The organism is Williamsia sp. Y712, assembly GCF_059445525.1.
This window is the reverse complement of the sequence record NZ_JCAIUN010000001.1, coordinates 841,129-855,238: the sequence shown is the minus strand read 5'-3', so window position 1 is coordinate 855,238 and position 14,110 is coordinate 841,129. Positions and strand designations below refer to the sequence as shown.

The 14,110-nt window shown below is 63.2% G+C and carries 13 protein-coding genes; 9 read left to right on the top strand and 4 right to left on the bottom strand.

Annotated elements, in window-relative coordinates; all coding sequences use genetic code 11:
• Positions 1-144: 144 nt before the first annotated feature.
• The 5 genes from AC1D75_RS04170 to AC1D75_RS04150 all read left to right on the top strand — a co-directional run bounded on the left by AC1D75_RS04170 (position 145) and on the right by AC1D75_RS04150 (position 5,749).
• The gene (locus AC1D75_RS04170; RefSeq protein ID WP_495514032.1) at positions 145-2,319 is read left to right on the top strand and encodes an FUSC family protein; all 2,175 of its coding nucleotides are present in this window, start codon (positions 145-147) and stop codon (positions 2,317-2,319) included.
• Positions 2,320-2,461: 142 nt separating this feature from the next.
• A complete protein-coding gene (locus tag AC1D75_RS04165; protein WP_495514031.1) occupies positions 2,462-2,635 on the top strand; it encodes a hypothetical protein in 174 nt (57 codons plus the stop codon).
• A gap of 74 nt (positions 2,636-2,709) precedes the next feature.
• Positions 2,710-3,066 (top strand): UBP-type zinc finger domain-containing protein, encoded by a 357-nt coding sequence (locus AC1D75_RS04160; protein ID WP_495514030.1) that lies wholly within the window; start codon positions 2,710-2,712, stop codon positions 3,064-3,066.
• Positions 3,067-3,194: 128 nt separating this feature from the next.
• Complete coding sequence (locus AC1D75_RS04155) at positions 3,195-4,073, top strand: alpha/beta fold hydrolase (protein WP_495514029.1); 879 nt, start codon at positions 3,195-3,197, stop codon at positions 4,071-4,073.
• Positions 4,074-4,183: 110 nt separating this feature from the next.
• Positions 4,184-5,749: an MFS transporter gene (locus AC1D75_RS04150; RefSeq protein WP_495514028.1), complete on the top strand. Its 1,566-nt coding sequence runs from the start codon at positions 4,184-4,186 to the stop codon at positions 5,747-5,749.
• Between the two features lie 13 nt (positions 5,750-5,762).
• Here the strand turns inward: AC1D75_RS04150 and zwf are convergent, their stop codons facing one another.
• Both zwf and AC1D75_RS04140 read right to left on the bottom strand, forming a co-directional pair.
• Positions 5,763-7,235, bottom strand: a complete 1,473-nt coding sequence (gene zwf, locus AC1D75_RS04145; RefSeq protein WP_495514027.1) for a glucose-6-phosphate dehydrogenase — start codon at positions 7,233-7,235, stop codon at positions 5,763-5,765.
• Positions 7,236-7,304: 69 nt separating this feature from the next.
• Positions 7,305-7,859, bottom strand: coding sequence for an NADPH-dependent FMN reductase (locus AC1D75_RS04140; protein ID WP_495514026.1), 555 nt, complete (start codon positions 7,857-7,859; stop codon positions 7,305-7,307).
• A 272-nt stretch (positions 7,860-8,131) separates the two neighbouring features.
• Here AC1D75_RS04140 and AC1D75_RS04135 point away from each other — a divergent pair, with 272 nt between their 5' ends.
• Entirely contained in the window at positions 8,132-8,578 is a 447-nt protein-coding gene (locus AC1D75_RS04135; RefSeq protein ID WP_482136374.1) for a riboflavin kinase, read from the top strand.
• A gap of 22 nt (positions 8,579-8,600) precedes the next feature.
• Here the strand turns inward: AC1D75_RS04135 and AC1D75_RS04130 are convergent, their stop codons facing one another.
• Positions 8,601-9,374, bottom strand: a complete 774-nt coding sequence (locus AC1D75_RS04130) for a nucleoside phosphorylase (RefSeq protein WP_495514025.1) — start codon at positions 9,372-9,374, stop codon at positions 8,601-8,603.
• A 174-nt stretch (positions 9,375-9,548) separates the two neighbouring features.
• On the opposite strand from AC1D75_RS04130, the gene AC1D75_RS04125 reads away from it, so the two are divergent.
• Positions 9,549-9,845: a hypothetical protein gene (locus AC1D75_RS04125; RefSeq protein ID WP_495514024.1), complete on the top strand. Its 297-nt coding sequence runs from the start codon at positions 9,549-9,551 to the stop codon at positions 9,843-9,845.
• A 34-nt stretch (positions 9,846-9,879) separates the two neighbouring features.
• Here AC1D75_RS04125 and AC1D75_RS04120 read toward each other — a convergent pair whose 3' ends face one another.
• Positions 9,880-11,223: an NAD(P)/FAD-dependent oxidoreductase gene (locus tag AC1D75_RS04120; protein WP_495514023.1), complete on the bottom strand. Its 1,344-nt coding sequence runs from the start codon at positions 11,221-11,223 to the stop codon at positions 9,880-9,882.
• Between the two features lie 215 nt (positions 11,224-11,438).
• Between AC1D75_RS04120 and AC1D75_RS04115 the strand changes: the two genes are divergently transcribed.
• Both AC1D75_RS04115 and AC1D75_RS04110 read left to right on the top strand, forming a co-directional pair.
• Positions 11,439-12,911, top strand: coding sequence for an MFS transporter (locus AC1D75_RS04115; RefSeq protein ID WP_495514022.1), 1,473 nt, complete (start codon positions 11,439-11,441; stop codon positions 12,909-12,911).
• A 75-nt stretch (positions 12,912-12,986) separates the two neighbouring features.
• Positions 12,987-14,096 carry an NAD(P)/FAD-dependent oxidoreductase gene (locus AC1D75_RS04110; protein ID WP_495514021.1) on the top strand — a complete coding sequence of 370 codons (1,110 nt, stop codon included), beginning with the start codon at positions 12,987-12,989 and terminating at the stop codon, positions 14,094-14,096.
• Positions 14,097-14,110 lie beyond the last annotated feature (14 nt).

Genomic DNA, 14,110 nt, shown 5'->3' with positions numbered 1-14,110 from the left:
TTCGTTGGACGGAAGTCGTTCGATGGCATCAATCCCTCGCACTGCCAACGGTACTGATCAGGGACAGCGGTGGAGGCGTTCACGAGAACATCGGCCACAATCAGTTCCCCACGGGGGGCAAGGGCATCCGGCTAGGATTCGAAAATGGGCATGCCCGTCCGCCGGCTCCGCACGAGGTTCGTCGCTGCAGCAGGTAGGCGTGATCCCGATTTCGACGCGCTACGACGCGCGATTCGATCGGCGCTGGTCATACCGGTCGCCGCGGCGGTCGCAATGCAGCTCGGGGACGCGCAAACCTCGCTGTTCGCGATCTTCGGTTCGGTCGCACTCCTCATTCTCGTCGACTTTCCGGGTAGTCGCACCCGGCGCGCGGCGAGCTACGGCGGTCTGGCCGTGGTGGGCTACCCCTTCATCAGTGCGGCCACGGTGCTCGCCGAGCCCGGATGGCTGGCCGCGCTGTCGATGTTCGTGGTGGGCGTGGCGGTGTCGTCTACCGCAATCCTCGGTTCCAGTTTCTCGGCAGCGCAGCGATCGGCACTGTTGCTCTTTGTCGTTCCGGTCGCCAACCCCGCGGGCCACCTGACGGATCGGTTGCTGGGCTGGACTCTTGCCGTCGTATTCTGCATCCCTGCAGCCCTGTTCCTGCTGCCGCCGCGCCACCACAACGAGCTACGTAAACGCGCGCGCCTGGTGTGCGGTGGATTGGCGGAGTATTTGGCACGTGGTCCCGACACCACCGCGACGAAACCGGCCACAGCCGACGTCGACACCCTGATGGATCGTCTACGACAGGCCTACCTCGGCTCCAATGCCCGGCCCGCAGGCCTGTCTGCAGGCAGTCGCGCGATCATCCGGGTGGTGGACGACCTCGAATGGCTGACCACTCAGGTGATCCGGCGCAAAGTGCAGCTGTCAGATGACCTGCGTGGGCCTTCTGTCCACGTGCTGCAGCTGGCCGCCGACATACTTGCAACAGACGGTCGAAAGGTTGAATTCGACGAGCGCAGTGAGCTGTTGGACGCCGCCGACCACCTGAGTTCATTGATGCACAACCGTTTCGGCACGAACCTCGACACCATTCTCGCCGATCCCAGTGACGCCGAAGCCGAGGCGGACGGCGTGAGATTACTCGAAATCCATACCAGCTGCAGCACCATCGCACTGATCGGCCGCACCGTGGCGTGGGCATCGGCCGCCGACGCACGACCGATGTTGCAGAAGATCCTCGGCCGACAGTTACCATCCACCGGGGCAGCAGATTCGGTGCTACCCGAGTATCAGTCGACGCGTATGTCGATTTCGTCGACCTTGATCAAGAACTCGGTGATCACGCGAAATGCGTTGCGCACCGGCGTCGGTCTCGCGGCCGCTGTCGCCCTCATCCAGATAGTGCCTGTGCAACACGGTTTCTGGGTGGTCCTTGGTGCCCTGTCAGTCCTGCGCACCAGCGCATTGGCAACGGGTTCGAACGTACTGCGTTCAATTCTCGGTACTGCGGTCGGGTTTCTCGTCGGAGCGCTCATCATCACCGCCGTTGGCACCAGCGAGATCGCACTGTGGATCGTGTTGCCGATTGCGGTGTTCGGCGCCGCCTACATCCCCAAGGTGATCTCTTACGCCGCGGGTCAGGCGGCATTCACGGTGTTCGTCGTCACCCTCTTCAACGTGTTGGGTCCCAGCGGTTGGAAGATCGGACTGATCAGGGTCGAAGACGTGGCGATCGGCTGCGCCGTTGCCGTCGTCGCGGGAATCCTGATGTGGCCGCGAGGCATCGCGGCAACGGCCCGCGCCGCCATCAACGACTCAATATCCGTCCACACGCGGTATCTCAGAGCTGCCACTGTCAGGATGATCACGGGCTCGACTACCGCTACCGAAACCACGGTCGCCGAGATGCGCACGGAAAGCCAAATTGCTTACCGGGCAGCCGATGATGCAGCGCGCCAATATCTTTCCGAAACAGGATCAGCCGTCGAACGTCGTACGCCGATGGTGAGCGCCCTGGGACGATCCATCCGGCTACGCACCGTCGCCGATTCCATCGCCGACCTCACACCCACCTCACACCCGGCGGCAACCGGGCCGAACCTGTGCACGGTCCTCGACATCCAAGCGGCCCGGGTTCAAGTCGACACCGTCGACACCGTCAACACCGTCAACACCGAGGACCACCTGAGCCGAATCGCGGCCGCATTGGTCGCCGCGCTTCGCGCCGACCACGAGAAAAACGGCTTGAGCGTCGATGAGGCGCATCCGCTCATTGCGACAGCGGCCTACCTCGGCGAGCTCGAGTTGATGCGCGGGAGCAGACCGCAATAAATCAGTTGCCGCAGCGCACTGATCGCGGCAACACTGTCCTGACCTGCACAACCTTCGCCCAGACAGGCCTTGGCAGAAACTTTGCCAAGGCTGGCAATTCCGCCACTGTTGGCAGGAAGTTATTGAACGGATAGTTACTGCCATGGAACTTTTGGTGATCATCGGACCGGCTGTAGTGGCCGGAATCATTGCGGCATACCAGAACCACACCTCGCCGTACGCGCCCCTCGATGCCGTTCGCCGGCCGACGTCCACACGTACCCAGACCGAACTCGAAATGCTCGCCCGTCGCGAGGGCGAACCCACCCACGCTTGATCAAAACCCTTTGTCGACAATCGATCTCGCTGCACGGCGTGCATTATCGGCAAAGCTGGTCTTGGATGGGATCTATGACGACCCCATCCATCGATTCCCAGGTGCCCCCAAGCGGGCCGGGTTGCCTCGACTGCGACAACACCGGAGGCTGGTGGTTTCATCTCCGTCGATGCGCGGCGTGCGGACACATCGGATGTTGCGACGATTCCCTTTCGCGTCATGCATCCGCCCATGCCACGCAGACCGGGCATCCGATCATCCAGTCATTTGAACCGGGCGAGGACTGGTTCTGGGACTACTCCAGCAACGACTATTACGACGGACCCGAGCTCGCTCCCCCACACTCTCGGCCCGCCGACCAGTCCACACCCGGACCAGCAGGCCGCGTGCCCACGGACTGGGTCGAACAACTGCGCAACCGCACCGACTGACCTGCCTCCTTCCGGCCGGAATTTCTCGCGCGCCTGCGAAAAAGGGCACTGTTTGCGCCCGGAACACCTCTGTCGCCACGGTCTGGTCCGTAGTCTTCTCTGCAGACCAGACCGGAAGAGGACAACTGATGCCCACTGAGTTCGACCTGCTGCCCGAGAACGCCGAAGAGCTTGGCCTGGAATCTGATCCGCTCCCACCGGTGACCCGGATCGACACGGTTGTCGACACCCGCACCGTGAGTGCCCTGCGATGGGGCACCGCGTCGCCGCGCGTGGTTTTGCTCCACGGCGGTGGCCAGAATGCCCACACCTGGGACAGCGTTCTGCTTGCGCTCGGGGTGCCGGCTCTGGCCATCGACCTTCCGGGTCACGGCCATTCGGAGTGGCGCGAGGACGGTGACTACCGCCCCCATGTCAACGCCCAAGCCGTGGGACCGGTGATTCGTGCCCTCGCTCCGGAGGCCGAGCTGGTGGTGGGGATGTCACTCGGTGGACTCACGACGATCTCGGTGGCCGCCCGGTTCCCGGGATTGGTCAAGCGTGCGATCCTCGTCGATGTCAGCCCGGAATCACCCAAACGGGTGGAGAACCTCAGCAACAAGGAGCGTGGCACCGTTGCGTTGGTCAGCGGCCCGGACACGTTCGACGATCTCGATGAGCTGATCAACCTCACCGCCGCGGCCGCCCCGAACCGTCCCAGATCTTCGATCCGGCGTGGTGTCATCCACAACACCCGGCAGACCGACGACGGACGCTGGCGCTGGCGCTACGACCGGTTCCGTAAGTCCATCGAACCCGAGCCGCTGTGGAAAGACCTGTCCGACAGCAATACTCCGATCACGCTCGTCCGCGGTGGCCTCTCGCCGTTTGTCGCCGACGACGACGTCGACACATTGCGGCGGCATCGGCCCGGCATGGAGGTCTTCACCGTCGACGGTGCCGGGCATTCGGTGCAGAGCGATGCACCGCTCGAGCTCGCGAATATCGTTGCGAGCGCGCTGCGCTGAAGTCGATTAGCCCAGGCTGCGCGACTGATTCGCGATACTCTTTGACGGCTTGACGCATTCAGCACTCGATTCAGTACTCATGCTGCGCGTCCGCCGATGGAGGAGGACCCTTGACCACAGCGGTTGCCGACAAAGCCCCTCCGCGCGCGAACGTTGTGCTCGGAACACTGATTCTGGTTGCCGGTGTTGCCAACATCAATCTCGCTGTCGCCAATGTCGCCCTGCCGGACATCGGTAAGGACTTCGACGCAGGCGCCACCGGCTTGAACCTGGTGGCCGTCGGCTATTCCCTCGGCCTGGCTGCCTCGGTTCTGTACTTCGGAGCCCTCGGCGACCGGCATGGCCGCAAGCGGATGCTCATCATCGGCATGGGCCTGTCGATTCCGGCATCACTCATCGCCGGACTGGCCCCCAACATCGAGATCTTGTTTGCCGGTCGCCTCCTCGGCGGTATCGCGGCGGGCCTTGCCTATCCGACAACCCTGGCCATCATCACCGCGTTGTGGCAGGGCCCGAGCCGCACCAAGGCCATCGCGGCCTGGTCGGCGCTCGGTGGTGCGATCACCGCACTGGGTCCGGTCCTGTCCGGCGGGCTGCTCGAGGTGTTCAGCTGGCATTCGGTTTTCCTCGTCACCCTGCCGCTCGCCGTCATCGCGCTCATCGCTGCACTCAAGTTGGTACCCGGTGACAACGGTGACTCCACGGACCCCGTCGACAACCTCGGCGGCGTCCTGTCCATCGCCTTCATCGGCGCCATGGTGCTGGCGCTGAACTTTCTCCCGATGGCAGGCGCCGGGACGATCACCGCAATCCTGGCGGCCATCGCACTGGCCGCAGCCATCGCGTTCTTCTTCCGACAACACCGCGCCGCCAACCCCCTGTTCGACCTCAAGATTGCCGGCCGCCCGACTTTCTGGGTCGCCGCAATCGGCGGCATCGTGGTGTTCGGCACCCTGATGGGCGCCATGTACATCGGGCAGCAGTACCTGCAAAACGTTTTGGAGTACTCGACCCTCGCGGCAGGCGCCTCGGTTCTTCCCGCCGCCGCCTCCATGGTGATCGTTGCTCCCCTGTCGGCGCGGATGGTCGAGAACCTCGGATCGCGCACCACACTGCTGGTCGGATTCGCGTTCATCGGTCTCGGCATGGTCTTCGCCATGACGATGTGGAGCGAGAGTGCGCACTACTGGCAGGTCGCGTTGGTCTACGTCTGCATAGGTGTCGGGGTGGGTATCGCGGGAACGCCGGCGTCGCGTTCGCTGACCGGTTCTGTTCCGCTGTCGCGAGCCGGAATGGCCTCGAGCATGTCAGACCTGCAGCGCGATCTCGGCGGGGCGATCATGCAATCGATTCTCGGTGCGATCCTCACCGCAGGCTATGCGCACGACCTGTCGAAGCAGATCGCCGGATCGCCCGATGCCGACAGCATCACCGATCAGACTCAGGCGGCGCTCACCAAATCGTTCTCCAGTGCCGAGGATCTCGCGGAACGCTACCCCGACAACGCCACCGAAATCCTGTCGGCTGCGCGAGAAGCGTTTGTGGACGGCGACTTTCTGGCCTACGCCTCGGCGATCCTCGTTGTGCTCGTCGGCGCGGTGGTCGTCAGGATCTGGTACCCGAATGTCACCAAGGAACGCGTACTGATGAAAGAGTATGCGGCTGAAGAGAACTGATGGTCAGACACCGTCAGCTTTCCTTCTTGTGGCGCCAGATCCGTTCGAACGGCAACCGCCAGGCGTGCGGTGCGATGAGCTGATGGATCGCGTTGGGTCCCCAGGAACCCTGACTGTAACTGCGGACCGGGGGTGGATCGTTCAGCAGCGGTGCCGAGACATCCCACAACCGTTCGATGCCTTCCGCCGTGGTGAAGAGTGTGTGATCGTTTTTCATCGCATCGAGGATGAGACGTTCGTAGGCCTCCAACACCAGGTCGGCCTGCTCGGTTTCGTGCATCGCGAACTGCAGACTCAGCTTGTCGAGCTTCATGCCCGGTCCCGGCTTTTTGCCGTAGAACGAGAGCGACACCTTGAACTCGTCGGCGAGATCGAACGTCAGGTGATCCGGACCCTGTTGCCCCACACCCGATCCGTCCGGGAACATGCTCTTCGGTGGCTCGTGGAACGCGATCGAGATGATGCGCTGTCCATCGGCCAACCCCTTACCGGTTCGCAGGTAGAACGGCACCCCGGCCCACCGCCAGTTGTCGATTTCGGCCTTGAGCGCCACGAAGGTCTCGGTCTGCGACTCGGCGATGACACCGGGTTCATCGCGATAGCCGGTGTACTGACCGCGCACCACGTTTCGGGGATCGAGCGGCAGCATCGACCGGAAGACCTTGTTCTTCTCCTCACCGATCGGTCCGGGTGCCAACGCGGTCGGTGGTTCCATCGCAACGAAGGCGAGGATCTGAAAGAGATGGGTGACCACCATGTCCCGGAACGCGCCGGTGGATTCATAGAAGTGTGAGCGGCCTTCGAGCGCCAGTTTCTCGGGCACATCGATCTGGATGTAGTTGATGAAGTTCCGGTTCCAGATCGGCTCGAACAACCCGTTGGCGAACCGGAAGGCCAGAATATTCTGGGCCGCTTCCTTACCGAGGAAGTGATCGATACGGAAGATCTGATCCTCCCCGAACCACTTGTGGATCGAGGCATTGAGCGCGACAGCGCTGTCATGGTCGGTACCGAACGGTTTCTCCATGATCACGCGGGACTTCTTGACCAGATCCGCTTCGTGCAGCATCTCGAGCACTGCCATCGCGGCCGCAGGCGGCACGCTCAAGTAGTGCAGCATGTGGGCGTCGGTTCCCAGCACCGCAAGCTCCCGCCGCACCTGTGCGGCGAGCGCTTCAGCGCCTGCACCCTGCGGCACATAGCTCAGGGTCTCGGCGAACTCTGCCGCTGCTTCGGGTGTGAAGACCCGGCTGGAGAACTCGCTGCAGGCCTCGACCGCGACCGCCCGGAACTCCTCGGTGTCGATGTCATCGAGCGAGGTCCCGACGATCCGCATCGGTGGCGCCAGTTTTGACATGAACAGATGGAACAAGCCGGGCAACAGTTTTCGGCGTGCCAGATCGCCGGTGGCACCGAACAGCACCACAACATGGGGCGGGAGCTTCTTGGCCGCTTTGACCCCGGGGGCCGCTTCGAGTCCGGACACATCGTCGATCGTCCCACCTGGGAGCGAAGTAGGCAGTGCAACCGAGGGCAATCCGCCCTCGGCACCCCGCTACTGAACAGTCTTCCGGGCCGGACGGACCGAACCGGCCACCGACGACAGGGAGGTGAACACGGCGGCGTAGTCGGCGGCCGCCTGCGCGATGAAGTTGTCGAGTTCAGGCAGGTCGTCGATGACGAAGTACAGGCCACGGCCCGGGATCGCCGCACCCAATTCCAGGAGCAGGGGTGCCAGCGTTGTCTGTGGTGCCAGCGAATGCGTCAGGTCTCCACCGGTGAACACGGGTATCGCAACCACACCTTTGAGGCCGTCGGTGCCGTACTGATCGAGGAATGCCTTCAACAGTCCGGTGTACGAGGCCTTGTAGGTGGGTGTGGCAAAGATGACCAGATCGCTGGCCGCGACCGAAGTCTTTGCTGCCGTGACTTTTTCCGAGCCCCACTGGAACAACTCATCTGCCAGGTCGGCGAGTTCGATGACCTCGACCTCGTACGATCCCGGCTCGAGCAACGCCGGCACCAGTGCTTCGGCGACCGTCCGGGTCCGCGACTGCGGCTTGGGATTTCCGACAACTACCGAGACCTTCAACGATCCAGCTTCAGACAACGCGGTCAGCTCCAGACTTCATCGTGGCGGGGGGTCATCGGCCGTAGACCAGCGATTCTGCAGCCGTAGGTGAAACGCTATGTCACCACGACAACCTAGCCACGGGTTTGAGTCGACGCGAGTTTTGGTCTTCCGCGGGATGAAACCCCCCACATCTCGACAGCCAGATCACCGGTACCCGCACGGACACGTCTACGCTCGAAGGCAGCATTTGGTCGCCGCACCACGCGGTGTCCGACCCGCGACTTGTGACCCCACGAAGGGATAGTGCAGTGACCAGCAACTCCGACGAACTTCTCGGCTACGCCGCGGGCGAGATCGTGCGTGGCGAGGGACGCGGAGCGCCCATGGGCTTCCCGACCGCGAACATCCGCACCGAAGACGAGAGTCGGATCCCAGAGGACGGTGTCTACTTCGGTTGGTTCGGTCTGGCAGAAGGTGAGCCGCCTCGTGGCCGCCTACGCCCGGGCACGTACCTGCCCGCACTGATCTCCGTGGGCAACAATCCGACATTCGACGGCCGCACCCGCACGGTCGAGGCCTACGTCATGGACTTCGAAGAAGATCTGTACGGCGCCCACGCGATCGCGGAGCTGACAACTCTGGTGCGCCGCATGGAGAACTTCAACTCGATCGACGATCTGGTGGTCGCCATGAACGGCGACAAGCAGGCGGCCCGTGATCTCATGGCGAAGTACCCGACGCGGCCGGAAAGCTAGCCGCACCGGGTCACCCTGCCCGTCAAAGGTCAAGCGCAACAGCAGTATCGAGGGCCACCTCGATACTGCGCATCCAACCGTCCTTGAGAGCGGCCTTCTGATCTCCGTAGACGCTGACACCGTCGACGAGGTTGCTCGAGCAAGCGCACACCATGCCGGCTCGCAGCCCCCGCAGCTTCGCGACGACGTACAGCGCTGAACTCTCCATCTCCACGTTGAGGATTCCCATCTGCGACAACTGGGAGATCCACTCCGGGCCTTCCGCGTAGAAGGCATCGTCGGTGGCGTTGATGCCGGAGTACACCCGGAAACCGCCGCGCTGCGCCGCCATGGCCTCGGCAACTCGTCGTAGTTCTGCTGCGATCGAAATGTCCGGGACCGCAGGGAAACCCGGATGAACATACGCCGCGGTGGTTCCGTCATTGCGCAACGAACCCTCACTGATCAGAAGATCACCCGGCGCGATCCCCGGCTGTAGGCCCGCCGAACTCCCCACGCGGATAAGAGAAGTGACACCGACCCTGGCCAGTTCTTCCACCGCGATGGCAGTCGACGGACAACCCATCCCCGTCGAGGTCGCGGTGATCAGTTTGCCCTTGTAGTAACCCGTCATCGTCCGGTGTTCGCGATTATGGGCGATGTCACGCACATCGGTCAGGAACTCTGCGACAAAGGGCACCCGGAACGGATCACCCGGCAACAACGCAACTGTTCCGACCTCACCCGGTGCCACCCCGATGTGGTACTGCCGGACATCGAGTCCGGCGGCGTTCTTGTCGACGATCTGCTCTGACACTGATGGCTCCCGGCGTTGGTGGATGTAGTTGCTTGTGCAAAGTAGCGCGCAGTTGCCTGGTCCGCCTGCCGAGCCTGAGTCGATTGCATGAAATCGGGTCATCCCGGGTACCACTTCGGCATCAGTTCACAGAGAGTGAGGCACCGTGCAGTTCACAGAGAGGGAGGCGCAACCGTGACCAATGACGTCGAGAAGCGCTGGAATGATCCCCCGACATTCCGGGCCGCTGCCAAATACGTCGTCGTGGTGATCCTCCTGGCCGCAATCTGGCTGGTTGCGGACCTTCTGATCGACCCGTCCAACCTGCTCTGGGGTGCGGGTTCAACCGCGATATTGGTCCTGGGCGGCATCGGCGCGTTCATCAAGGGCTACCGGGTGTGGAAGCAGGGTGGCAGCTGGACGATCTGGCAGGGCGCCGGATGGCTGTTGTTCGTACTGATGCTGGCGACGATGGGTACCGCGGCACTCTGAGTCACATTGTGCCCGAACCTCGTTCAGCGGCCGGTCAGCTCACGTTCTTCCTGGCGTTGGTGAAGTAGGTGTTCCGTGCGATGCGCGAGTCGCCGAACGTCACGGCGCGCTCGCGCCTTGATCCGGTGGCCAGCGTCGCACCCCAGTTGAGCAGCGTGCCAATACGATTGCGAGCTCCTGCCAGGAAGACGATGTGGATGACCCCCCACGACAGCCAACCCAGCCGTCCCGAAAGATGAAGTGGCCCGGCCTGAACGAGCGCGTGGCCCCGCGCAACGTACGCCGCATTGCCCAGGTCTCGATACTTGAACGGTGGCCGGGTGGCGTTGCCACCCGATGCGACGTCCGCAGCGATCAGCTTGCCTGCATACCGTCCGCCCTGCATCGCGACCTCTGCCACACCGGGCAACTCGTCGCGGGACATCAAGTCGCCGACCACCCAGATGTTCGGATGTCCGGGGACCGTCAGGTCTGGTTCGACGGCGATGCGCCCGGACCGGTCCTGCGAGACCCCCAGCGCCGCGGCGAGCGCCTTGGCGAAAGGCACGGCCTCCACACCGGCAGTCCAGACGACGGTCTGTGTTTCATACCGACTCGTGGTTTTCGGCTCCGCCTTGGTGGTCGTCTCGACATAACCGGGACCGACCTCGGTGACATGGACCCCGAGGTGGGTCTCGACACCGACTCGCTCCAACGTGCGCTGCGCATTCTTCGACAGTCTCTTGTCGAAGGAGGGCAGAACCCTGTCACCGCTGTGGAACAGCAGCACCCGCGCCTCGCAGGGATCGATCGACCGGAACTCGTTGGTCAGCGCATGCAGAGCCAACTCGCGGATCTGACCGGCGATTTCCACACCGGTCGGTCCACCACCGGCCACGGCAAAGGTCAGCCAGCGTGCTCGTTCTTCGGCGGTCGGCAGTGACTCGGCCATCTCGAATGCGGTGACCAGTTTGCGGCGGATGGTCAAGGCGTCGTCCAGCGTCTTCATGCCCGGCGCCCAATCGATGTACTCGTCATGTCCGTGATAGGACTGCTGCATCCCGGCGGCGACCACGAGGTGGTCATAGGGCAGATCGAACATCGACCCATCGCTTCGGCAGGCCGTCAGCGTCCTGGTGTCGACGTCGATCGTAGTCGCTTCACCCAGTGCCACATGCGTATTCTTCTGCCGCCGCAACAGATGTCGCAGTGGACTGCCGATCGAGCCCTCTGACAGCACGCCCGTCGCACATTGGTAGAGCAGCGGCTGAAAGACATGACTCGTTCCGCGGGACAGCAGGGTGACGTCGACGTCGGCGTGCCGCAGTTTTCGCGCCGCATTCAATCCACCGAAACCGCCGCCGACAATCAGTACACGCGGTCGCTCAGATGCAGTCATGTTCACTTTCGTTCGCGAATCGCCACCACCAGGCCTGAGTGACAAGCCTTTCCATCACTGTCGTGACTAGTGCGAAAGTCTATCCCGTCCCTTTCTGGCTGTGTGGTGCATCACCTACAGGTTCATTGACCGATTGAGTCATACGCTTTAAGTTCAATCAGTCGGCTGCTTTAGTAATCGCGCGCCACGAACCTGAATCTCTCTGGAGGCGTTACATGCACGTTCCTGTAGCCGGCGATACCGCCAAAGCCCCGTCACCGGGGCCCATTGTGGCGATCCTGGCCTTCTCCGGTGTGGTCGCAGCCCTGATGCAGACCGTGATGATCCCGATCATCCCCGAACTGCCCAAACTCCTCGATGCGTCACCGTCCGACACCGCATGGGCCGTCACCGCCACCCTGCTGACCGGCACTGTCGCAGTGCCCGTCATGGGCAGGCTCGGAGACATGTTCGGCAAGCGCCGATTGCTGCTGCTGAGCCTGATGCTCCTGGTCCTCGGTTCCGTCGTCGCTGCGCTGAGCAACAGCCTGATCCCATTGCTTCTCGGACGGGTGTTGCAGGGTCTGGCGGGCGCGGTGATCCCGCTGGGGATCAGCCTGATGCGCGACGCCCTCCCCAAAGAGAAGTTGGCGAGCTCGGTGGCCATGATGAGCGCATCGCTCGGCATCGGCGGCGCGCTCGGTCTGCCCATCTCGGCCCTGATCGCCGAATATGCCAACTGGCACTTCCTTTTCTGGATCTCCGGGGCACTCGCCGTACTTGCCACCGTGCTGGTCGTCGTGTTCGTTCCCGAATCTGACGTCCGCAGCGGCGGCAACTTCGATTACGTTGGCGCCGCATCACTCTCGACCGCGTTGATCGCCTTACTGCTCGCGATCTCCAAGGGCGCCGACTGGGGTTGGACCAGTGGCACGACCCTGACGCTGGCAGCGCTCTCAGTCGTCGCGTTCGCGCTCTGGGGATGGTGGGAACTCCGGACCAAGCTGCCACTCGTCGACCTCCGCGTCACCGCCGGTCGTCAGGTGCTGTTCACCAACCTCGCATCGGTCGCCCTGGGCTTTGCGATGTTCGCGATGACCCTGGTGTTGACGCAGGTTCTCCAGCTACCCGAGAGCACCGGGTACGGGATGGGCCAATCCACCCTGATGACCGGCCTGGCGATGGCGCCGTTCGGTGTGGTGATGATGCTCGCGGCCCCAGTGTCGGCGCGGATCACCAACTCCCGAGGCCCCAAGACAACGCTGATGATCGGTGCCCTTGTTGTCGCCGCCGGATACGTCCTCGGGGCCTTTGCCCTCAGCACCATCTGGCAGATCATCATCGTCGGCATCATCATCGGCATCGGCACCGGTTTGGCGTACGGCGCCATGCCCGCGCTGATCATGGGTGCCGTCCCGATGTCGCAGACCAGCGCGGCCAACAGCTTCAACACCCTGATGCGCTCACTCGGAACATCCTTCGCCAGCGCCATCGTCGGCGTGATCCTGGCTCAGATGACGATCTCGTCCGGCGGGTTCGACGTGCCGTCCGCGGATGCATTCAAGGTGACCATGCTGCTGGCCGCCGGAACCGCGCTCCTCGCATTTGCGTTCACGGCGTTCGTTCCGCGCTTCACAGCCCCGCCGTCCCCGGTCGAGCTGCCCGGCGACACCACTGACATCGAAGGGTCCACAACCGCTGCTCGCTGAGTCGTCCGCGGATACGCTCCATGCGTCAGTGCGCATCGAGCGCATCTGCGTTCGACGAGGTCTGGAAGGTGAGCGGTGGAGCATGTCGATGGTGTGGTGATCGGCGCCGGTGTGATCGGCTTGGCCATCGCCCGGCAGCTCGCCCGCAGCGGGCGCGAGGTCCTCATCATCGAACGGTCCGAGTTGATCGGGTCAGAGACCAGCTCACGTAACTCCGAGGTCATCCACGCCGGTATCTACTATCCCGCAGGCAGCGCCAAGGCCCACTTCTGCACGACCGGCCGAGACAAGCTCTACGCATACTGCGCCAACAACGGCGTTGGCCATCAGCGGATCGGCAAGCTCATCGTGGCAACCGATCCCGATCAGGTAGACCGCTTGGCGGGCATCGCAGCTGCCGCAAAGACCAACGGCGTCAACGATCTTCGTTTGATCGAGTCGCATGAACTCGCCGACCTCGAGCCCGACTTGCAGGCCGAACAGGCACTGTTGTCGCCCTCCACCGGAATCATCGACAGCCATGGCCTGATGACTGCACTGCGTCGCGACGCAGAAGAAGCCGGCGCGACCACGGTGCTGCGCAGCACGGTGATGGGCGGGTCGATTGTGCGCGGGACAGGCAAGGATTCGTCGATCATCCTGACCATTGATGACACCGAGATCGCCTGCGGCACCGTGATCAACAGCGCCGGTCTGGGCGCGTGGGATGTAGCGGCCCAGATCGATGGCTACCCTGCCGAGCACCTTCCAAAGCGCTACTACGCCAAGGGGAATTACTACACCCCGACCGGTGTCAAGGTGCCGTTCTCCCGGCTGATTTATCCGATTCCCGTCGACGGCGGGCTGGGCGTACACCTCACACTCGACCTCGGTGGCCAGGCCCGTTTCGGCCCGGACGTCGAATGGGTGGACCGTGTTGATTACCAGGTCGATCCGACCCGAGCCGACAGCTTCTACTCCGAGATACGCCGATACTGGCCGGGACTACCGGACAACGCCCTCACACCTGCCTATTGCGGTGTCCGGCCGAAACTCTCCGGCCCGGGCGAACCGGCCGCCGACTTCCTGATCCAGGGGCCGGCACAGCACGGAGTCGCCGGGTTGGTGAACCTGTTCGGCATCGAATCCCCCGGGCTCACATCCTGTTTCGCGATCGCCGAAGCGGTGGCCGACATCGTCGGCTGACCGGTCCACCCATC